The sequence below is a fragment of the Pacificibacter maritimus genome (assembly GCF_003814915.1).
Lineage (GTDB): Bacteria > Pseudomonadota > Alphaproteobacteria > Rhodobacterales > Rhodobacteraceae > Celeribacter > Celeribacter maritimus.
In genome coordinates this window covers 1,150,090-1,171,829 of sequence record NZ_RKQK01000001.1, presented here as the reverse complement: position 1 = coordinate 1,171,829, position 21,740 = coordinate 1,150,090, and the positions used below count along the sequence as shown (strand labels likewise).

The following is a 21,740-nucleotide window of genomic DNA, read 5'->3' as shown; positions in this document are numbered from 1 at the left end:
CACAGCCGCTGCGCGGTTTGGGTATATTTATGTCAATTGCGCACATATGCGTGATCCTGCTATTTCATTCTAGACCACCGACGGAATGGGGGTCATCATTCGTATAAAGAGTGATGGCCGCGCGATAATACGCCTATTTATGCGCTGCCCCTTGAACCGTATGACGAAGATCCTATTTTACATGTTAACACCTGTTACATCAGGTCAGGACATGGGAGAGACCCGAAATGAGCAATTATAATAATCTGCCAGCCCCGAGCCCCGAACAGGGTCTGAATCGCTATATGCAAGAAATTCGTAAGTTCCCCATGTTGGAACACGAAGAAGAATACATGCTGGCCAAACGCTGGGTCGATCACGAAGACTCAGGTGCAGCCCACAAACTGGTGACATCTCACCTGCGTTTGGCGGCCAAAATCGCGATGGGGTATCGCGGCTACGGCTTGCCCCAAGCAGAAGTCGTGTCAGAGGCCAACGTAGGCCTGATGCAGGCGGTCAAACGCTTTGATCCCGATAAAGGATTCCGCCTGTCCACATATGCGATGTGGTGGATACGTGCGTCGATCCAAGAGTATATTTTGCGCTCATGGAGCCTTGTGAAATTGGGCACCACTTCTGGTCAAAAGAAATTGTTTTTCAACCTGCGCAAAGCCAAAAACCGTATCGGCGCTTTGGAAGAGGGCGATTTGCGCCCCGAAAACGTCCAACGGATCGCCACTGATTTGGGCGTGACCGAAGCAGAGGTTGTGTCGATGAACCGCCGCATGTCTGGGGGCGATGCGTCTTTGAATGCGACAGTTGGGTCTGAAGATGGATCAACCGCGCAATGGCAAGATTGGCTGGAAGATGAAAACGCTGACCAAGCGGGCGATTACGAGGCACGCGACGAATTGGAAAGCCGCCGCGCCTTGTTGATGCAAGCGATGGACAGCTTGAATGAGCGCGAAAAAGACATTTTGATGCAGCGTCGCTTGGAAGATAAGCCCGCCACACTTGAGGCTTTGTCAGAACAATACGATGTGTCACGCGAGCGTATCCGCCAGATCGAAGTGCGTGCTTTTGAAAAGTTGCAAGCTCGCATGAAAGAATTGGCGGTCGAGTCAGGCGTTTTCGACGACGTTTAATTTACGACCGATTGAGAAAATCAAAAAGGGGTGGCTTAGGCTGCCCCTTTTTTGTGCCTATAGCATGTGTCGCCAATCATGCGCGGGGGGGGGATGATTGATTGGCGTTTTGGAAAGTCGCATCTGTATTGTGCAGAAAACTGTGCTGCAAACAGCGCCTCAAAAGAAAATACACGATGCAGCCTTAATGTCAGACTTGCCCCCTTGTGTTAGCGCTAAGCTTTGCCATGATCACGCTAAACATTTAGGGAGGAATTGACATGGGTAAGACAATCCGTTGGGGAATTTTAGGCGCCGCGAATTTTGCAAAAACAAGCATGGCACCTGCTATTCATGCCGCTAAGGGCGCAAAGCTTGTCGCTTTGGCAACCTCAAGTCGTGAAAAAGCAGAAGGGTTTCAGGCATTTTGCCCAGAGCTTGATGTTATGACAGATTACGATGCACTTTTGGCGCGCGATGATATTGATGCGGTTTATATCCCTTTGCCAAATCACCTGCATGTGCCTTGGGCGATCAAAGCGATGAAAGCGGGCAAACATGTTTTGGTGGAAAAACCGGTTGCCATGGCGGCCGAAGAAATCGACGAACTGATTGCACTCCGCGACGACACAGGCCTGCTTTGCGCTGAGGCCTATATGATCGTGCATCATCCGCAATGGGCGCGGGCCAAAGAAATACTATCAGGCGGTCGCCTTGGCGAACTGGCCCATGTGGATACATTTTTCAGCTACAACAACCCCGAGATGGGGAATATCCGCAACCGCCCTGAAACAGGGGGCGGCTCTATTCGCGATATCGGCGTTTACACCTATGGCAGCACGCGTTGGGCCACAGGGCAAGAGCCTCGTGAGATCACGCATACCAATATACGGTATGAAAACGATGTGGATGTCTTTGCAGAAGTGAACGCGAATTTCGAAAGCTTTTCCTACCACGCCATCACGTCGATGCGGATCAACATTTCTCAATCCATCACTTTTTATGGCGATGCGGGTGTGTTGCGCATGGATGCGCCTTTCAATGCCGAACTTTTCGGTCCAACCCAGATGCATCTGATTGATGCAAAAGGGCGCGAAACAGTTGAATATTTCGGCGATGTGAACCAGTATGTTTTGCAAGTTGAAAATTTCTGTGCCGCAGTGGTGTCTGGGCAGGAGGCCCATGCCGACTATCCTTGGACACTTGAAAATGCGCGCGGCACCCAAAGTATGATTGACCGTATATTTACGACAGATAAACGTTAGCGCGACGCGCATAAGGATTTACGAATGGCTGACCCGAACGAATTTGACCATGTGATGCCTGATTTGGGAAACATGACGCCCACACCACCTGAATCGCTGGAAGAAAACATCTTTCACCGTGTGTTTTTCATGATTTTAATCGCGATCATGATCATCCTGTCCAAGACGCTTTTAACACTCATGTCTTTGTTGCAGTTGGTCTTTATCGTGTTGGGCAAAGGCAAACCCAATGAACGCTTGGCCGAACTTGGCACAGATTTTGGTATTTGGATGGCCAAAGCCATTCGCTATCAAACGGCAGCAAGCGAGGTTAAACCTTGGCCATGGACAGAGCTGGATTAAGCGAAAACGCCTATCCGTGATGCGCTTGGCGATGGCAATTGGGGCATAACGCACGGGTGTTTTCAACCGTGTCCTCCCCGCTGTCAGTTAGAAAAATAACATGGTGCACCTCTAAATAGGGTGTGCCATTTTTCTTGCGCTTAAAGGGGGCAGGGGTTTGACACCCCTCACAGATGCCCTTGGCTAAATATAGCCTTTCTGCCACCACATCAGGATTGCGTTTGTATCCCGTTGTGATTTTTTGAAATGCCTCTGCTTGCGGTGAAGCTGTCTTCAGACGGGCGCGTCGCTTTTCATGATCTTGCAAAGCTGTGGCGACTTGTGTTTGAAACCCTGTGCCGTCCTGTTCAAGACGAATATCATGTACAAAAAACGATTTGGCCTCAAGCCAACGCTTTGCCGATTGTGCGTTGAAATCCTTACGCCCCGTCGCGATGCCCCAAACTGCTTTGGGTGGGTATGTTTTTTGAGTGATCGGATGAACCAGATAATACCAACGGGATTTATCAAATCCATCGGGAATGCCATGAAGATCAATCTGCTTCATGGCATCCAAGATGTCTTGTTTAGAAGGATTCCCCTTCACGTGTTTAGTCCATCGCCTCAAGTTCATCGATCATCGCTGAGATCATCGATAGGCCTTTGTCCCAGAATTTAGGGTCAGCGGCATCAAGACCGAAGGGGGCCAAAAGGTCTGAGTGGTGTTTCGACCCGCCCGCTTTCAACATGTCGAAATACTTGTCTTCAAAGCCTTCGGGAGATTCCAAATAGGCCGCATAGAGCGCGTTCACAAGGCCGTCGCCAAAGGCATAGGCGTAGACATAGAACGGCGAGTGCACGAAGTGCGGGATGTAGGACCAGAATGTTTCATATCCATCCATGAATTCAAACGCAGGCCCAAGGCTTTCGCCTTGCACAGACATCCACAAGCCGTTGATGGTTTCCGATGTCAATTCGCCGCCTTTGCGCGCCTCATGCAATTTGCATTCGAAATCATAAAAGGCGATCTGGCGCACCAGCGTATTGATCGAATCCTCGACTTTGCCTGCCAATAGGATCTTGCGCTCTTCTTTGGTTTTGGCCTGTGATAGCATCCTTTGAAATGTCAGCATCTCCCCAAAAACGGATGCAGTTTCAGCCAAAGTCAAAGGCGTGCTTGAAAGCAACTCACCTTGGTCTGCGGCCAAAACTTGGTGAACGCCGTGGCCAAGCTCATGGGCTAAAGTCATCACATCGCGTTGTTTTCCCAAGTAGTTTAGCATCACATAGGGGTGCGCATCTGTCACCGTCGGGTGGGCAAAGGCTCCGGGCGCTTTGCCATCTTTCACGCCTGCATCAATCCAACCCTTGGTGAAAAACGGTTCCGCCAATTCAGCCATCCGCGGATGGAATCCTGCGTAGGCTTCCATCACGGTTTCACGCGCCGCGTCCCATTGGACGGCCTTGTCATCTTCAAGCGGTAAAGGCGCATTGCGATCCCAAACTTGCAGTTTGTCCAAACCCAACCAGCCGCGTTTCAATTCGTAATAGCGGTGCGACAACTTGGGGTAGGCGGCGACAACAGCGTCACGCAGCGCTTCTACCACCTCGGGTTCCACATCGTTTGACAGGTGGCGGCTGGTTTGCGGGGTCGGCATGCCGCGCCATCTGTCTTCGATATCGCCCATCTTGGCCAAAGTATTGTGCACGCGGGTGAATGTTTTGATATTTTTGCCCAACACATTGGCCACCTCACGCGCAGAGGCTTCGCGCGTGGCGCGGTTTTGATCAGACATCAATGTCGCTGCGGCCTCAAGCCCCAGTTCCTTGCCCTCAACGTTGAATTTCAAATCCGCGACGGTTTCATCAAACAGTTTGTTCCAAGCTGAAGCACCGACGACAGACATGTCATGTTCGTAGCGTTCAAGTTCGTCGGACAATTGATAAGGGCGCATTTTACGCATGCGTTCAAAGATCGGACGGTAGCGGGCAAGATCGACATCTTGCAGCATATCTTCGATCACATCATCAGGGATGCGGTTCACTTCAAGCGAGAAAAACACCAAAGGCGCGGTGAAACTGGTGATCTTATCTTGGATATCCGAAAAGAATTTCGCGCGCGTGCCATCGACGGTGTTTTGGTAATACAAAAGCCCCGCGAAAGACCCAAGGCGCCCCGCCACTTGGCTGATCCGTTCATTGCGCAAGATGCAATCATACATGCCCGCGCCATCAAGATCGGCCAGCTTGCCTTCGAAATCTTCGGCAAAAGAGACGCAGGCCCCTTCGAGCCAGTCCAGATCGCGTTTCACTTCGGGCGCGTCCATGCCTGTGTAAAGATCGCTCAGATCCCATTCAGGCAAGTCGCCAAAGTCGCCTGCCGATGCACCGCCGTCGGCTTGATGCACGCGGGCGTCAAAGGCACGGGTGTCAAACGTTTGAGGGCCAAAAGCAGATGTGAAATTGAAACGCATGAAAACTCTCCTATTCGTGTGACTTACACTTAGGAGCGCGCAGGGCGGCTTTGCAACCCATAGGGCGGCGAAAAGGGTGGTTTCACACTAAGTTTAGGCGGTTTGCGCCGCCTTTGTGACATGCCCAGACTGAGCTGCAAACAAGGCGCAGCTTTGATCGAAAAAAACTTTGCGCGTCTGGGGGATTTCCATTGGAATTTCGTGGCGCGCTTGCGGCACTTCGATCAACTTGCCCATGGGCCAACGCGCCATGCGGTCTTGCACGGCTTGAGGGTTTACGATTGTTTCATCCGTTCCCAAAAAGCATAGACAGGGCACTTCAGGTGACGGTTGAGCGGTCAGATAGGCATTTTCTGCCATGGCTTCGCGGACCCAATGGGTTGACGGACCACCAAGGGACAAATCAGGCTGGGCCACAAGCTGATTGCGCATGTATTCATACATGTCATGATCTGTGGTTAAGCTATTATTATCAAAGGCTTGCGTCAAAATGTAACTGTCGCTCGTGGTGCCTGGTGCATGGCCGCGATCTAGGTTGAACAGGCTTAAAAGCGGGGCAAACCCTTTGAGCATGGTCTTTTGAATGGATGTTAAACCGATGCCCCACATGGGCGCAGAAAACGAAGCTGCATCAAAGGGGGCACCTTCAAGCAATGCGCGCAAACCAATCGCGCCGCCCATGGAATGCCCGATCATAAACCACGGTTTTGGCAAGTCCAAATCGCGCGCCATGTTTAAGACTGCGGCCAAGTCGACTTGATAGTCTTCGAAGACCTCAACATGGCCAATGGCGGCATCTGGCAAAAGCCGGTCAGCGATACCCTGACCACGCCAATCTATCGCCACCGAGGCAAAGCCCCGATCCGCCAAATCCCGCGCCGAACGGCCGTATTTTTCCACATATTCGGATCGTCCAGGTAAAATGAAGACGGTGCCTTTTGCAGGTGATGACTGCGCGGCAAGGGGCCAAACGCCTGCACGGATTTGTACCCCGTCAGTTGTCAACAACCAATAGGCCGCACCCGTGTCAGGGCCATCGCAAATATCGGCAAAATAGGGTGCGCGGTTCATGATCGGCCCTCAACCTGTGTGCGTTGAACATCAGTGTTTTGATCTTTGCCACTGTGGCGTGGCAAAGCTAAGAAATTATAAACCGCTGACGGGCTTAGGCCAAAGCGGCGCCAAGTTGCATCGCCATGCCCATATCGCCTTCAACTGTGAGCTTGCCTTGCATGAATGCGGCAGTTGGGTTTACGTCGCCTTCGATGATGCCTTGGAAGGTTTCAAGATCAGCCGTCAAAGTAACATCTGCATCCACATCGGCTTCACGCGCACCATTAGCATCAACCACAACAGAGCCTTCGTCGGTGATGACGAATTTCGCGCTGCCTGCGTCAAAGCCACCTTCGATCTTTTCGTTCAGCGCTTTAACGGCTTGGTCTACGATATCGCTCATTGGTCTTCCTTTTGATCAAAACTTCTTGGTTCTTTATATGGGGCATTGCCCAGAAGTTCCAAGGCGCTACACTTAACGTCACTATGGACCGATTACGACTGTTTCTCAAATGCATCTTTATGCTGTGCTGCCTTTTTGGTCCGCATGCCAGTTTTGCTGTGGACAAGCAGGTTTTAGATCGACTTTTCGCAGATTTATCACAGGCCGAGCCGCATGAAGTGTCCGTGATAGAGCAAGATATCATGGCGGAATTGGCGCGCTCTGGGTCTGATGCGATGGATTTGCTGCTTGAACGCGGGCGTGATGCCTTGGCTATGGGTGATTCGCAGATGGCTATCGATCATCTGACCGCTTTGGTTGATCATGCGCCAAATTTCGCTGAAGGGTATAACAGCCGCGCGACGGCCTATTTTATGTCGGGATATTTCGGGCTATCGATGCAAGATATCGCCAAAACCCTCACCCTAGAGCCGCGCCATTTCGGAGCCTTATCAGGCATGGCGCAAATCTTTGTCGAATTGGACAGGCCTGCAAAAGCGCGCGATGTACTGCTTGAAATTCAAAATATTAACCCCCAGATGGAAGGGCTGTTAGCCCGTATCGAACAGCTTGATCTGGTGCTTGAAGGCACCGCACTGTAAATGACATCCAAAGACTAAAAAGGCAGATGCCATGAGCAGCGCAATGGGGCTAAACCCCCGCATCACAGCCGTATTGGGATCGACCAATACAGGCAAAACGCATTACGCCATTGAACGCATGTTGACATATCGCTCTGGTGTGATCGGCCTGCCGTTGCGCCTTTTGGCACGCGAAGTTTATGATCGTATTGTCGCGATCAGAGGGCCGTCCGTGGTGGCTTTGGTCACAGGCGAAGAACGCATCGTGCCGCCGCGCACCCAATATTGGGTCTGCACGGTTGAAGCTATGCCAAGCGATATCGGCCCCGATTTTTTGGCGATTGATGAGATCCAGCTTTGCGCGGATCCCGAGCGCGGGCATGTGTTTACCGACCGTTTGCTTAATGCGCGTGGCACCCATGAAACCCTGTTTCTGGGCGCTGAAACCATGAAATCCGTCATCGCAGAATTGGTTCCCAAGGCACAGTTTATGCGCCGCGAACGCTTTTCTAAACTGACCTATTCAGGATCAAAAAAGTTAAGCCGTATGCCTGAAAGGGCAGCTATTGTTGGGTTTTCGGTGGACAATGTTTATGCGATTGCCGAATTGCTGCGCCGCCAAAAAGGCGGGGCTGCGGTTGTTATGGGCGCGCTCAGTCCGCGCACGCGCAATGCTCAAGTTGAGATGTACCAAAACGGCGAGGTCAATTATCTCGTCGCCACGGATGCCATTGGCATGGGGTTGAATTTAGATGTCACCCATGTGGCCTTTGCTGCCACAACTAAATTCGATGGGCGTCGCATGCGTCATTTAATGCCCAATGAAATGGCACAGATTGCAGGGCGGGCAGGGCGCTATCAAACCGATGGCACTTTTGGCGTGACGGGCGAAGCCTCGCCGCTTGATGATGAAATGATCACAGCTATCGAAGAGCACAGGTTTGCACCGATCAAAAAACTGAACTGGCGCAATGCACGGTTGGAATATGGCACGGTTGATACGCTGATCGGATCACTGGAACAGCCTGCCAATGATCCCAGTCTGATCAAAGCGCGTGAGGCGGATGATTTGGCGGCGTTGAAAACTCTGGGGACATTGCAAACTGTGCGACCGCGTTTGCGCGGTAGTAAAGATGTGCGTCTGCTGTGGGATGTCTGCCGCATTCCAGATTTTCGCGGAATTTCGCACGGCGAACATACCAATCTGTTGGAACGAATCTTTGAGTTTCTTCATGGGGTTGGTCGCGTTCCTGACGACTTTCTATCGGCTCAGATCAAGAGGATCGATAGAATCGAAGGGAATATTGACACTCTGTCTAAAAGACTCGCCTATGTGCGCACTTGGACGTATGTTGCGCAGCGCACGGGTTGGGTTGATGATGAAAAGCATTGGCGCGGCGCGACACGTGCAGTAGAAGACCGATTGTCAGACGCGTTACACAATGCGCTGACGCAAAGATTTGTTGACCGGCGGACGAGTGTGCTCCTCCGGCGGTTGAAGCAGAAGGAGGGCCTTGTGGCCGACGTGAACGATAAAGGTGAAGTGATGGTTGAGGGTGAACTCATCGGCCGTCTAGAAGGATTCCGTTTCAGTCAAGATGCGACTGCAACACCAGATGAGGCAAAGACATTGGCACAGGCTGCCGTGGCTGTGCTCGCACCTGAATTCCATTTGCGCGCTGACCGGTTCTACAATGCACCGGACACCGAAATGGATTTCACCGAACAGGGTGGCCTTATGTGGGGCGAGCACGCTGTTGGTAAATTGGTGGCAGGTGATGACGCTTTGAAACCTCGTGTAGTGGCTTTCGTTGATGAAGTGGCAGGCCAAGATGTGATCGATAAGGTCACGCGCCGTTTGCAGCACTTTATCGACCGCAAAGTTGCAACTCTGTTCGAGCCGCTTTTGGCGATGTCGAAAGACGAAACACTGACAGGTTTGGCGCGTGGCTTTGCCTTCCGTATGGTCGAAAACCTTGGGGTGATCGAACGCGGTGCAGTGGCCAATGATGTGAAAGAACTGGATCAAGACGCCCGTGGTGCCCTGCGCAAACACGGCATTCGCTTTGGTCAATTCACCATCTTCATGCCTGCTATTTTGAAACCTGCGCCCACGCGTTTGCGTTTGTTGCTGTGGTCATTGGCTGCGAAACACGATGTGGCCCCCGACAGCCCACCGCCAGGTTTGGTGACAATCCCAGCCATGGCGCATGCGCCTGATGGCTATTACGCCATGTCGGGTTACCGTTTGGCTGGCGCGCGTGCGATCCGTATCGATATGTTGGAACGCTTGGCAGATCTTTTGCGCAGCCAAGACAGCCGTGGCGGCTTTGAAGCCAACCCTGATATGTTGTCGATCACAGGCATGACCTTGGAACAGTTCGCTGATCTTATGGCCGGTCTTGGCTATGCGGCAGACAAAGGTGAGCGGGTTAAAGTCAAAGCGGCGCCTGTTGCTGCGACCCCTGCGGCTGAGGCGCCTGCCGAGTCAGCTGACACATCAGGTGATGCGCCTGCTGAAGCATCCGATGCGACTGAAGCGGAGACCGCGGAACTAAGCGCTGAACAAGCGGCCCCTGCAGATGAAAAGCCTGCTGAAATGGAAGTGTTCTACACTTTCAAATGGGGTGGCAATCGCGGTGCAAATCGTGGCGGCAACCGTGGGCAGCGTCGTCAAGACGGTGACGCAGCACAAGGCAAAGGTCGTCCGCAAGGCAAAGGCAAACCGCGCCGTGACGGTGGCAAAGGCAAACGCGATGGTGGCAATAAACCACAATCCTTTGCAGCCCGCCCTGCGCGTAAAGAAAAAGCGATCGATCCTGATAACCCCTTCGCAGCTGCGCTGATGGGATTGAAAGACTCTAAGTAAAATGGAAAAGCGGGACAGTATTCGCCTCGATAAGTGGCTTTGGTATGCCCGCTTTTTCAAAACCCGCACACTTGCCACCAAGCTGGTCAGCGCCGGCACTGTGCGGGTTAATTCCACCAAGGTCGCCAAACCATCCATCGCGGTGGGAGAGGGCGATGTTCTGACCTTTACCCAAGCCAAAGAGATAAAAGTCGTGCGTATTCTTGCTTGCGGTACACGTCGTGGCCCCGCACCAGAGGCGCAAACCCTCTACGAAGATCTAAGCCCCAAGCCCGAGCCAAAGGAATTCGTTCCACAATCACCCAAATATGAGGGAAAAGGTCGCCCGACAAAGAAAGATCGTCGCACTGGTCTTCTTTCCCCAAAAGATATGTTTCGTGGCGCTTGAATGATCCCGAAAGTGGCGTTAGCTAGGGACAAACCTGATTTTCTACCATCTTGATATTCTGGATAGCGCAATGACCTACGTCGTGATCGAAAACTGTATCGCTTGTAAACACACTGACTGTGTTGAAGTGTGTCCTGTGGATTGTTTCTACGAAGGCGAAAACACGCTGGTTATTCATCCTGATGAATGTATCGATTGTGGTGTCTGTGAACCTGAATGTCCGGCCGATGCTATTCGCCCCGACACTGAGCCTGAAATGGAAAAATGGGTCGAATTCAACCGCAAGTATTCAGAAATGTGGCCTGTGATTTTGACCAAAAAAGACCCACTTCCCGGCTACGAAGAAAGAGACGGCGAAGAAGGCAAGCTTGAGAAATACTTCTCAGAAGCACCTGGCGAGGGCGGCTAAACACAGCCCCCTTGGCGCACTGCATCGCGACCTGTGCGAATCATAACGAATTGCGGTTTTTCACTGCGGGCATATTCATGGTCCCAATGCGATGAAACCCCGTATATCACTGCAAATTTACCTTTTAATGCCTTGAAAATAGGCCAAAATCGCAACCAAGACCCTTGGCGCGCTTTCAAATAGCCCGTTTTTTTGGTATACTGAAGCATCAACATCGGCACAGCTCGGCCTCACCCCCACCTGCATTGCTTCGCTGGGGACTGAGGTTTTCGCACTTTTAACACCTGCTTTTCACCCGAATAGCAGGCAGATATTGGGGGAAAACCCTGCTGTACGATGCTTATTTAGACCTGTCCGTCGAGGAACCAGACTGCATATGAGTAAGACCAATATCCCGAACTACAGCCCGAATGATTTTGTTGTCTACCCGTCCCATGGTGTGGGGCAGATCGTAACGATTGAAGAACAAGAAATCGCTGGAATCACGCTTGAGCTTTTCGTCATCGCATTCGAAAAAGATAAGATGACCCTGCGCGTTCCAACGCACAAAGCCGATGAAGTTGGCATGCGGTCTTTGTCATCCCCTGATGTTGTGGCGCATTCAATGAAGACGCTCAAAGGCAAAGCCAAGGTCAAGCGCGCTATGTGGTCACGCCGTGCGCAAGAATATGAACAAAAGATCAACTCTGGTGATTTGATCGCGATCGCTGAAGTTGTGCGCGATTTGCACCGCACAGATGATCAGCGTGAGCAATCCTATTCTGAACGTCAGTTGTACGAAGCTGCCCTAGAGCGTTTTACACGCGAAATTGCAGCTGTTGAGGGCACTGATGAAGCGCAAACTGCGCAAAAAATCAACGATGTGTTGATGTCACGCGCCCCTGCAGCTGCTTAAGAAAAGCTGCTTCAAGCCGTCAAAGATTTTAAAAGCCGCCACGGGTCATCTGTGGTGGCTTTTTATTTGGGGCGCACCCCGCGCTCAGGGGGCTTGCGCTAAACCGCAGCAATGAAAACCGCCAAGGCTGCCAGTTCGCATATCACTTGTGTCGCGCCTAAAACATCACCCGTCTGCCCGCCGATCTTTGCTTTGGCCAGACGCATGAACCCAGCAATCACAACGACGCACACACAGCCAGCCACCACAGTTGAAACAAACCCCACAAGCGCCCAAGACAGAGCAAGCGCCACGCCAGCCCCAAGGGTCACAGCCTTGCGATCAGGGCGTCCAGTTTGCACCGAAAGCCCGTCAGCGCGCGCAGGCGCAAGCAGTAACATAACATAGGGCATAGCCGCGCGTGACAGAATGGCAGCGGCAATAATAGCACCATAGTTAAAGCCGTTCACCGTTGCACTCAGGGCCGAAAACCGTGCAAGCATGACCAAAACAAGTGCCAAAACGCCGTAGGTGCCAATCTGGCTGTCGCGCATGATTTCCAATCGCCGCGCAGCCGTCCATCCGCCCCAAAATCCATCAGCAGTATCTGCGATCCCGTCTTCATGCATCGCACCCGTCATCATCACGCCAAGCGTCATGGCCAGCGCTACGCTGAGGCCAATCCCAAGACCGATCCAATCGCAGATCATCAACAGCAACACGCAAGCTGTGCTGATCACCAGTCCGACCACAGGAAAGGCCCAGATGGCCAAAGGCAAACGATCAAACCGCGCATGAACAGGCAGGCGGCTGAGCACCGCCATGGAGGTTTTGACATCCTGCCAAAAGGTCTGCATTTGGCTGAATTTTACGCGGCCTGTCATCAAAAATACGATCCTCTGGGCAATTTAACCTGTAATTGGTCTGGCCAAGCAGATAGACAAATCTAGCATAAAAGACAATGACGGAGCCTGCCATGCGTTTCACCACCCTTGCCGAATTCGCGCAGATTTTGGCCGCAGCGCCAACTGTGAATGAAACGGTGAAAACTGCCGCAGGCGCACATAATGCGCAATTGACCAAACCTGCTGGTTCCTTAGGGCGCTTAGAGGAATTGGCGCTGTGGTATGCGGCGTGGCGCAACGATGCACGCCCCCAGATTACTGCGCCGCAGGTGATCATCTTCGCAGGCAATCACGGTGTAACGGCGAAAGGCGTGTCAGCCTTTCCCGCGGAAGTCACAGCGCAGATGGTGGCGAATTTTGAACGGGGCGGGGCGGCGATCAATCAACTGTCACAGGCAGCAGGTGCGTCGATGTCAGTGCATGCGCTTGATCTGGATCGCCCGACCAAGGATTTCACCAAAGAGGCAGCCATGTCTGAAACCGAATGTGTTGCTGCGTTGAAAACGGGGTGGGACAGTGTAAATGCGCAAACAGATCTTTTAGTCGTCGGCGAAATGGGCATCGGCAATACCACCAGCGCGGCTGCGATTTGCAACGCCTTGTTTGGAGGCTCTGCGGCTGATTGGACTGGGCGTGGCACAGGGGTTGATGACGCCAGCTTGCAGATTAAACAAAATGTCGTGGCTCAAGGCGTTGATCTATTTGGCGCTTTGCCGCCCTTGCAGATCTTAGCGGCCCTTGGAGGGCGTGAGATTGCTGCCATGGCGGGGGCTATTGCACGGGCGCGATCTTTGCGCATTCCCGTTATTCTAGACGGGTTTATTTGTTGCGCGGCTGCGGCCTGTTTGGAGCAGGCTTGTGCGGGCGCTTTGGATCATTGTGTTGCGGGCCATGTGTCTGCGGAAACGGCTCACCCCCGATTGCTTGCAGCGCTGGGGCAAGAGCCGCTATTGGATTTGTCCTTGCGCTTGGGCGAAGGATCAGGGGCGGCCTTGGCTATTCCCATTCTGCGTGGGGCCGTTGTGTGCCATTCCAATATGGCGACCTTTGCCGAGGCAGGTGTGTCGCAAGGCTAAGCGTTGCGGACTTAGCTTTCGCCTGAGGTGTCTGGCTTGTCAGGTAAATCACTGGCGTGCATTTGTGCGACCAAGGCTGATTCCAGTTCTTTGTCCAAAGATTTCGACCGCTCCACATAGGCCGCGTTTTGTGACAAAGGCACCGATGGATCCCAAAGCTTGGCAAGATCTTGCAACGATGTGCGGTCGTGCTGGTAATAGGCTTTTTCACTCATGGCCGCATCGTAATCTGACAGGCCAAGTTGTTCCAAAACGTAGCGCCCCGCGCGCAGGGAACTGTCAAACATTTCGCGTACAATCTTATCGGCGCCAGCTTGAAACAACTCGTAGACGTGAATGCGGTCGCGTGCGCGAACGATAATAAATAGGTCAGGATTTGCCTTACGTGCATAACGCACCAGCTTGGTCGCCGCGGCTGAATCGTCCAAAGCAACGACCAAGATTTTGGCGTCGTCAATGCCTGCGGCATGCAAAAGGTCAGGGCGGGTTGGGTCTCCAAAAAAGCCCTTGATGCCGAATTTACGCATAACCTGAATGGTATTCAGATCGTGATCCACCACCGTGGTTTCAAACCCAGAGGCGCGCACCAAACGGTTGACCACTTGGCCAAACCTGCCGATGCCTGCGATGATAATCTTTTGTTTGTCATCAATCTCATCGGCGGCTTGCCCGTCATCAAGTCGCGCTGAAAGACGTGCGCGCAGGTAATCTTGAAAGATGAAAAACAAGGGTGTGAACAACAATGACAGCGCGATAATCACCATCAGCCGTTCACCCAGCCAGATATCAATCACATTTTGCTGCAGCGCAAAACTGGTCAGGACCATGCCAAATTCACCCGCTTGCGCCAAGGACAGCGCAAACAGCCATTGCCCACGGGTCCGCAGTGAAAACAAGCGGCCGATCAACAGTAAAATAGCGCCCTTAAGCAACATCAAGCCCAAGGTCAGACCAATCAAACTTAGCGGGTCTCTGAAGAGGATCGAAAAGTTGATACCCGCGCCAACTGCGATAAAGAACAGCCCTAGGAGCAAGCCTTTGAAGGGTTCAATCGAGCTTTCAAGTTCATGACGAAACTCCGTGTTCGCCAAAACAACACCCGCCAAGAACGTGCCCAAAGCAGGCGATAGGCCAACCCAAGACATGAGCAAAGCAATGCCCACAACGATGAAGAGCGCCACGGCTGTATGCAGTTCGCGTAGATTGGCCCCATGAATAAAACGAAAAAACGGCCGCGCCAAAAATGTGCCAGCAAAAACAATCAAACCAACAGAGCCAAGGGTGACCAATGTCACGCCCCAGCCTGGCAGGGTTTGAACCCATGTCAAATCCTGCGTGGCGATGTCAGAGGGGCGCGAAATCGACCCATCGAGGTTGATAGAAAGTTGACCTGAAATCGCCAGTAAGGGCAGTATCGCGATCATCGGGATGACTGCGATATCTTGGGTTAAAAGCACCGAAAACGAGGCGCGCCCCCCACCTGTTTGCATCAGGTTTTTTTCCGACAAGGTTTGCAATACCACAGCGGTAGAGGACAGGGATAGGATCATGCCCAAAGCCAGTGCTGTTTGCCATGCAAGCCCTAAAAACACCCCCGCGCAGGCGACAGCCCCCACTGTTAGGCTGATCTGCAAGCCGCCAAGTCCCACCAGTTTGTGACGCATATCCCAAAGCGCGCGTGGATCAAGTTCAAGCCCGATCAAAAACAGCATCATAACCACGCCGAATTCGGCGAAATGCATCAAGTCTTCGCTTTCATTATGCTGGATCAGGCCCAAAATCGGTCCGATAACGATGCCCGCCAAAAGATAGCCCAGTACCGATCCCAATCCCAAGCGCCTTGCCAAAGGGACGGCAATAACAATGGCGCAAAGGTAGACAAAAAACGGTGTGAGGATGCCAAGCATAGGTTCGGACGGCCTTTGGTTGAATGCGCCGTGTTAGGGCGTGTTGCAAGATGGTGCGGAACGGCAAGAGTGAGGTGTCGTTTAGGTAATGATTTTAGAACGATATCTATGGCGATACCAATGACAGATCTGGCACAAAAGCTTTCTATGCACGGATTTGATAGACTATGCTGCTTTAAGTTGAACGTGATGCAGCTTTGACGAAAATTTGAAACGGCAAAATGCGCTAAACAGCTTAACTGCCGACATTTAGCGTGACAGAGCGGCCACCTTTTACATAGGTCAGTGAACTGTTGGCGATGGATTGCACTCGCCCGCCATCAACTTTATCGCCGACTTTAACCTTGGCCAAACGCCCTGAGGACAAGCGCACCAAGGCGCGGCGATCCGAACTAGACCCGTAAACGCCCATCAAGTTGACGCGCCGCAGATTGATCGCGTTTTTGACGGTTGCAGCCTGTGCCACAGTCGTCGCGGTACGCCCTGTCGGAATACTGGGCGCGGGCACGGATGCGGTCACACGTTCAGCCGCGCTGTTGTTGCTTGTTTCACCTGTCGCTTGTTGCACTGCGGCCTGTGCTGCGCGCGCGGCTGCGGCCAATTTGGCGCTGTTCAGGGGGCGCGGTTTTGGCGTCAGTGAGACTGTTACAATCGGTGCAGTTGCGGCGGGGGCCTCTGCGCCTTCGGCCTCAGCTATGGCTTGGGCTTCTTGTTGGGCTGATTGGGGGCGCAGACGTGGGCGGAACCCACCTAATTCGGCGCGTGTAAGTCCACCAAATTGCGCCAATTCATTGGATTCAGCCAAACCACTTGGGCGCAGGCGCGGGACAAAACCAGTCAAAGCGGCGCGAATCGGATCGACTGTTTCTGCCGCATCCACTTGTGCGGTTTCTGTGTCTTCATCAACGGGGCGCAGGGCAGGGATAGTCGAAGGTCTGCCCGCAAAAACAAGCACACCTGACGGCGTGATCGCTCCATCCGCTGTCGCACGCACGAGGCCGCGATCATCAAATTCATAAGTCGTTCCCGCAGGCGCAGGACGCGCGGTTGGCGCAGGTGTTGCATCAAGGTTTTGTGGCAAAGCAGGGGGTAAGGCCACAGCATCTTGCGATAAAATATTCGGATCAATCGAGGCGATATATAGATCGTCCAAACTGTCTTCTGAGGCGCCTAAACCCGTTTCAGGTGCAAGCGTCCAAACGCCCGTCGCCACATACTGGCGTGTGATATCTTCGATATTTATTTGATCATTCTCAAAGGCCAAGACCGATTCATCATCAATCGCGGTGTCTTCATCTGCTGCGATTTCACTTTCGACCTCGGCGATTGCCGCGTCGACCGCTTGCGTGGCGGTATCTTCGGGTGCGTCACTGGTTTGTGTCGTGTCTAGATCTTGCGTGCTGTCAGGCGTTGACAGGGATGCCCAAGCGGCCACCAAGCCTAAAAACACAATCAGAACCAGTGTCAGCACCAACCCAAGGGGCAGTTTGCGTTTCTTTGCGGGCTTTTTGCGCGCGCCGAAAATATCAGTTTGCGGATCAGTTGTTTGGTCGTCGTGAACAATCAGACCTGCAGCCGACTCCGATAGGGGTTGTGGCGATGTGCTTTCATCTTCGGTCATGTCCACAAATGGTGCATCGCCACTGGGTTGCACAACGGGGGTCTGTTCTGGCTTTGCCGATTTGCGACGCTTTAGGGTTTTCAACGCGGCAATAGCCGTACTTCCGCCCGCTGCGGCCGCCGCCAAGACAGACTTTCCAATAGATGTATCTGTTTTGACTGGGGTGTTCGCCGTCTTCGTCGTTTCTGATTGCGTCTCAGGTTTAGGGGCGGCGACAGCCTTTAGCAGAGTGCTTTTTTCATCCAGATTGGCTGGGGATGCAGGTGCTGTGATAGAGGCAGGTGTTTCCCCAGATTTTGCCGCGACAATGCGCACAGTTTCAGCGGGGGCTTCGCTGTGCTCAAGCGTATCCACGCGGCGCTTTGCAGCCAAAGGGGCGGGCATTGCTGGCGGTTCTGGCAAGGGGGCCGCTTTCGCAGCTGCGGCGCTTTTTTTAGCCGATTTTTCGGCAGACATGGATGTCGCAGGCGCAGGGTTAATCGCGTTTGCCGCGCGCGGCTGCGCGCCTTTGGGATCGGGTATAGAGGGCGCTTTGGGGGGCTGATCAGACAGATCAGGGACTGGAATTTGACGCGCAGTGACACGCTGGTCAGCCGATTTGGGGCTTGCTGGGGTTTCAGGGGCTGGCGTCTTATTCAGGGAGGACACAGCGACGGGTGATTTCACTGTCGCAGCGCTTGCAGCAGGCGGCGTTGCAGTCAAAACCCGAGATGGCATTTTAGAAAGCCATGCGGCTGCACTGTCTGCGTTGTCATCTTGCGCGGTCCCACGAGAGGCGCGTAAGGATTGAAACGCATTTGGCGTAGTCTCACTGTCAGACTGTGCGGACACAGATGGTGTTTCGCCGTCATTTGCCAGTGATGTGTCGCCTGCAACTATATGATTTTGTTGCGTCTCTTGCTGTGACGGCGCAGCATCTTGCGATGGCGTTCCTGTCGGATCAACTGTGCTATCAGTTGGTTTCTGCTGTGAAACGGATGCGCTGTTTTCACTGGCTTCATAGCTGTTTTCAACCGCCCCGCTCATGTCGGCTTTGGCCTTAGAGCTGTCCAGTTCTGGGGTCAGATTGGTGCGTGGCTCTGGCGCGTCCAAAGCGGCCTCAGCCTCATCGTTGGTAAGTTCAGGAACTAAAGCCGCGGCAAGAAAATCGGATGTGGCAATATCCGCATCCACAATCGGTTGTGACGTTTCAATTTCGGGTTCATCTAGGTGCAACGGAGCAGGTACAGTTGGCACGGCTGTTGTCAGTGTTGGCCTGTCGGATTTGTTTTCGTCTGGGCTGTCCGCAGCGGAGGGCGAGACAGATTGAGGCGCCACCGAAGGCGTGACTGGCGCAGGAAGCTCGTCTGCCACTGGGGTCCGCTCAGGTTCAATCAAAGGGGCAGAAGCTGCGGGGGAAGGGCGCGAATGAGACGGGCTGATAACTTTGATTGGGACTGTATCAGGTTCAATTTTTGTACGCTTGCCGATAAGTGCGTCACACCCTTTGGTGCGTCCAAAAAACGGCTCGCCGTCAAAATCGCCCGCCTCAGGCAAAGCAACAAAAGTCAGCGGATTAAATCCGTGTTGGGCGGCAAAGCCTTCGGCCTCGTCCAGCGTTTCCTTTGCGACGACTGCGATCTGCAAGCCTTGCGGTGTCACTGTCCAATCGTAGACCAATTCATCCAAGGCATAGGGCGTGGCACCAATCAAAGATTGCTCGATGGCTTTGCGCTGTTTGGCGGTACTTGTGCCTTGATCTTCCAACTTGCTGTAAAGAATTTGGCTGTTGGGCAGCACCAGCTTTGTCGAGAGACCCGATGCGGCAATGGCTGTGGCAGTGCTGCGCAATACTGCCAATTGCTTGTCCAAATTCGGATCGTCCAAGGACACATCGCCAATGACATGCCAGCCATTCGAGGTGCGGTGGAGCAATGACAGATCCGTATGAGTGAAATTTAAGGCAAAATTCGGCTTCATTGTCTCTCGTGTCAATTGCTGGGATCGCGGCGTTCTGCCGTGACCATATGTTTCAAAGTTACCCCAAGGCGACAGCTGTGCGGCGCGAAATCGAGTTTTCGGTCGACGCGCAAACTATACGCTTATGGGGTGATATTAGCGCATCCACATATTGGCTTTCTTAATGCGGTTGCGGATCATCTTTTCGCGGCGTGGCAGGTTGTCACGATCAAACATATCACGCACCTTTTGTCCGCGATTTTGATAGACGTTTCGCTTGATCGGGTCGAATTCCTTTAGCACTTTCTTGATCCAGTTGGGCTCTGCCGCTTTGTGCAGTTTTGCGACCACATCGTCGCTTTCACGGGCAAATAACAACGGAAACGTTCGGTAATGGCACGACATCGCCCCGTCCAGCGTGTCCTCTGGGATCGTGCGTCTTGCACCGCCAAAGGAATGGATCACCAAAGGCAGCGCCACTTGATCAAGCCAAGGGTCATAGTTTTGCAAAGCTGCTTCTTCAGGCGGATTATCGCGGACCTCTACTGCATATTGGGTAAAGCGTTCCCCAAACAGTTTGGGGCATTTGTAAAAGAAAAAGCCCGCATTGAAATACATATAGCGCCGCCAATATTCGTCGGGCTGATCAAGGTCTAACGTGCTTTCAAATTCCAAACCGAATTTATCGTAGAGCGATTTCCAGATCTCGCCATATCCTGGCCCGTAAAGTTCGATTTCGGGCCAAGTGCCTTCGACCTTTTGTGACGCACAAGGGCGATCGAAATCGAATGGGATTTCAGAAATGGGCCCCGTGATCAGCGTATCTGTGTCGAAAAACACAAAAGGCTCATTTTCAGGCAGGGCTTTGAGGGCCTCGATCTTATTGCCATAGGGATAAGATTGGCCAAAATGCGTGTTTTCAAACGGTATGATTTCCGCTTTCAGACGTTCAAATGCAGCCAAAAGCTCGGCCTGCTTCATGCGCGGATCATTGGCCCAATTGGGGCCAGGCTGAGGTTCTGCAATAAACAGACGCCCTTTGAATTTTGGATCGTTGGCACGCAAAGAGGAGGCAAAAAGCAAAGCTTCATACATCAAACGGCCGTTTTGTCCCACAACGACAACATTGAATGTTTCGGGGGTTTTCGACGATTTTGACATAACTACTGACTTCTCTCAAATCCACTGATCATTCGCGCAGAGTATAGGTGGGATCGGCTGTTTTCGAAAGGCATCAAATCAAATTGTTTCGTAAATAGAAATAGATAAGAATCTTTTCGCCCATAGCTTAAGCTTTGGCCTGTCTGGGCGTGAGGATTGCGTCGTGAATGGGCGCATCTGTCACAGGACTTAATGCGCTTTTGGACGTTGTTTTAGGTCGCAATGCAGCATAGCGTAAAGGCACCTTTTGCACCTTTAGGAGTTGACCATGACGCCAAATGAGCCTTTGAAAAAAGCAGTTCTGCACCGTATGGCGATCGGCAAAAGCATGTGCCCACATGGGTTGAAAGCCAAAGATTTGCTGAAACGGCAAGGCTTTGATGTGGAGGACCACCTTTTAACAACGCGTGCAGATGTGGATGCGTTTAAGGCAGCGCATAGCGTCACATCGACGCCGCAAATTTTTATTGACGGCACGCGTATCGGTGGATTCGATGATCTCAAAGCGCATTTGGGTCTGGCTGATACTGCGACGATCTTCACGCCTTATCGACCTGTCATTGCCTTGTTTGCGATCGCGGCTTTGATGGCATGTGTCGTCGCTTGGCTTTCTGCTGGCGGGTTCTTCTCTGTGCGTCTGATTGAACTCTTTGTGGCCATTTCAATGGTTTTGCTTGGTTTGCAAAAGCTGCAAGACGTTGATCGGTTTGCCACCATGTTTTTGGGCTATGATCTTTTGGCACGGCGCTGGGTGCGCTACAGCTATATATATCCCTTTGTGGAAACAGGCGCGGGGCTTTTGATGATGGCAGGCGTGTTCACATGGCTTTCCGCGCCATCTGCCTTGATCATTTCTACTATTGGCGCGATCAGTGTTTTTAAAGCGGTCTATATTGATAAACGCAGCTTGAAATGCGCCTGCGTTGGCGGTGACAGTCAGGTGCCGCTTGGCTTTGTATCGTTGCTTGAAAATCTGATGATGATGGGAATGGCGATTTGGATGCTGAGCCAATTTTAGCGCAAACTGTCGTGATGCCGCGCTGACTTTATCATGCGTGGGGCAGGCGAAACATTGCGTGTAAAGTTTTGAAACTTATCAAGATATAGTACACTTGAATTTGCATGTTCATCTGAACACGCACCACCTATTTGCCAAAACTGTAAGTTTGAAAAATGGTGGGCGACCCTGGAATCGAACCAGGCGTGGGTCTCCCCGGCGGAGTTACAATCCGCTGCCGCACCTTGCAGCCCGTCGCCCACTCGGATGCGTTTGCATCGTTGTGTGCGGGGTGGATACAAGTGCATGCGAGGGGCGTCAACAGGAAAATTGCTTGTATCTCAACAAACCGCAAG

The 21,740-nt window shown here is 52.5% G+C and carries 18 protein-coding genes and 1 tRNA gene; 10 read left to right on the top strand and 9 right to left on the bottom strand.

Translation table 11 applies throughout. From position 1 onward, the window contains the following. Window positions 1–227 precede the first annotated feature (227 nt). The 3 genes from rpoH to EDD53_RS05395 all read left to right on the top strand — a co-directional run bounded on the left by rpoH (window position 228) and on the right by EDD53_RS05395 (window position 2,710). The gene (rpoH, locus tag EDD53_RS05405) at window positions 228–1,124 is read left to right on the top strand and encodes an RNA polymerase sigma factor RpoH (RefSeq protein ID WP_123792140.1); all 897 of its coding nucleotides are present in this window, start codon (window positions 228–230) and stop codon (window positions 1,122–1,124) included. A 260-nt stretch (window positions 1,125–1,384) separates the two neighbouring features. Further along, window positions 1,385–2,368: a Gfo/Idh/MocA family protein gene (locus EDD53_RS05400; protein WP_123792139.1), complete on the top strand. Its 984-nt coding sequence runs from the start codon at window positions 1,385–1,387 to the stop codon at window positions 2,366–2,368. Window positions 2,369–2,392: 24 nt separating this feature from the next. Then, entirely contained in the window at window positions 2,393–2,710 is a 318-nt protein-coding gene (locus EDD53_RS05395; RefSeq protein ID WP_123792138.1) for a DUF4389 domain-containing protein, read from the top strand. 10 nt (window positions 2,711–2,720) lie between these two features. Here the strand turns inward: EDD53_RS05395 and EDD53_RS05390 are convergent, their stop codons facing one another. From EDD53_RS05390 to EDD53_RS05375, 4 genes are all read right to left on the bottom strand, one after another. After that, window positions 2,721–3,257, bottom strand: coding sequence for an HNH endonuclease (locus EDD53_RS05390; protein WP_211331584.1), 537 nt, complete (start codon window positions 3,255–3,257; stop codon window positions 2,721–2,723). Between the two features lie 43 nt (window positions 3,258–3,300). Next, a complete protein-coding gene (locus EDD53_RS05385) occupies window positions 3,301–5,163 on the bottom strand; it encodes a M3 family oligoendopeptidase (protein ID WP_123792136.1) in 1,863 nt (620 codons plus the stop codon). A 93-nt stretch (window positions 5,164–5,256) separates the two neighbouring features. After that, window positions 5,257–6,234 carry an alpha/beta fold hydrolase gene (locus tag EDD53_RS05380; RefSeq protein WP_123792135.1) on the bottom strand — a complete coding sequence of 326 codons (978 nt, stop codon included), beginning with the start codon at window positions 6,232–6,234 and terminating at the stop codon, window positions 5,257–5,259. A 94-nt stretch (window positions 6,235–6,328) separates the two neighbouring features. Further along, window positions 6,329–6,619 (bottom strand): SCP2 sterol-binding domain-containing protein, encoded by a 291-nt coding sequence (locus EDD53_RS05375; RefSeq protein WP_123792134.1) that lies wholly within the window; start codon window positions 6,617–6,619, stop codon window positions 6,329–6,331. A gap of 83 nt (window positions 6,620–6,702) precedes the next feature. Here EDD53_RS05375 and EDD53_RS05370 point away from each other — a divergent pair, with 83 nt between their 5' ends. From EDD53_RS05370 to EDD53_RS05350, 5 genes are all read left to right on the top strand, one after another. After that, window positions 6,703–7,260 (top strand): tetratricopeptide repeat protein, encoded by a 558-nt coding sequence (locus tag EDD53_RS05370; RefSeq protein WP_246002222.1) that lies wholly within the window; start codon window positions 6,703–6,705, stop codon window positions 7,258–7,260. A 43-nt stretch (window positions 7,261–7,303) separates the two neighbouring features. Continuing rightward, window positions 7,304–10,108 (top strand): helicase-related protein, encoded by a 2,805-nt coding sequence (locus tag EDD53_RS05365; RefSeq protein WP_123792407.1) that lies wholly within the window; start codon window positions 7,304–7,306, stop codon window positions 10,106–10,108. Window position 10,109: 1 nt separating this feature from the next. Continuing rightward, window positions 10,110–10,496, top strand: coding sequence for an RNA-binding S4 domain-containing protein (locus tag EDD53_RS05360; RefSeq protein WP_123792132.1), 387 nt, complete (start codon window positions 10,110–10,112; stop codon window positions 10,494–10,496). A gap of 70 nt (window positions 10,497–10,566) precedes the next feature. Further along, window positions 10,567–10,905: a ferredoxin FdxA gene (gene fdxA, locus EDD53_RS05355; protein WP_123792131.1), complete on the top strand. Its 339-nt coding sequence runs from the start codon at window positions 10,567–10,569 to the stop codon at window positions 10,903–10,905. A gap of 376 nt (window positions 10,906–11,281) precedes the next feature. After that, the gene (locus EDD53_RS05350; protein ID WP_123792130.1) at window positions 11,282–11,800 is read left to right on the top strand and encodes a CarD family transcriptional regulator; all 519 of its coding nucleotides are present in this window, start codon (window positions 11,282–11,284) and stop codon (window positions 11,798–11,800) included. A 98-nt stretch (window positions 11,801–11,898) separates the two neighbouring features. Here the strand turns inward: EDD53_RS05350 and cobS are convergent, their stop codons facing one another. Next, window positions 11,899–12,663, bottom strand: coding sequence for an adenosylcobinamide-GDP ribazoletransferase (cobS, locus tag EDD53_RS05345; RefSeq protein ID WP_123792129.1), 765 nt, complete (start codon window positions 12,661–12,663; stop codon window positions 11,899–11,901). Window positions 12,664–12,755: 92 nt separating this feature from the next. Here cobS and cobT point away from each other — a divergent pair, with 92 nt between their 5' ends. After that, window positions 12,756–13,760: a nicotinate-nucleotide--dimethylbenzimidazole phosphoribosyltransferase gene (gene cobT / locus EDD53_RS05340; protein WP_123792128.1), complete on the top strand. Its 1,005-nt coding sequence runs from the start codon at window positions 12,756–12,758 to the stop codon at window positions 13,758–13,760. Between the two features lie 11 nt (window positions 13,761–13,771). Here the strand turns inward: cobT and EDD53_RS05335 are convergent, their stop codons facing one another. The 3 genes from EDD53_RS05335 to EDD53_RS05325 all read right to left on the bottom strand — a co-directional run bounded on the left by EDD53_RS05335 (window position 13,772) and on the right by EDD53_RS05325 (window position 20,387). Then, entirely contained in the window at window positions 13,772–15,667 is a 1,896-nt protein-coding gene (locus tag EDD53_RS05335; RefSeq protein WP_123792127.1) for a monovalent cation:proton antiporter-2 (CPA2) family protein, read from the bottom strand. A gap of 235 nt (window positions 15,668–15,902) precedes the next feature. After that, window positions 15,903–19,247, bottom strand: coding sequence for a hypothetical protein (locus EDD53_RS05330; protein WP_123792126.1), 3,345 nt, complete (start codon window positions 19,245–19,247; stop codon window positions 15,903–15,905). A gap of 135 nt (window positions 19,248–19,382) precedes the next feature. Next, a complete protein-coding gene (locus EDD53_RS05325) occupies window positions 19,383–20,387 on the bottom strand; it encodes a hypothetical protein (protein WP_123792125.1) in 1,005 nt (334 codons plus the stop codon). A gap of 268 nt (window positions 20,388–20,655) precedes the next feature. On the opposite strand from EDD53_RS05325, the gene EDD53_RS05320 reads away from it, so the two are divergent. After that, a complete protein-coding gene (locus EDD53_RS05320) occupies window positions 20,656–21,405 on the top strand; it encodes a glutaredoxin family protein (RefSeq protein WP_246002218.1) in 750 nt (249 codons plus the stop codon). A gap of 156 nt (window positions 21,406–21,561) precedes the next feature. Here the strand turns inward: EDD53_RS05320 and EDD53_RS14805 are convergent. After that, window positions 21,562–21,645: transfer RNA gene (locus tag EDD53_RS14805), tRNA-Tyr, on the bottom strand. Window positions 21,646–21,740 lie beyond the last annotated feature (95 nt).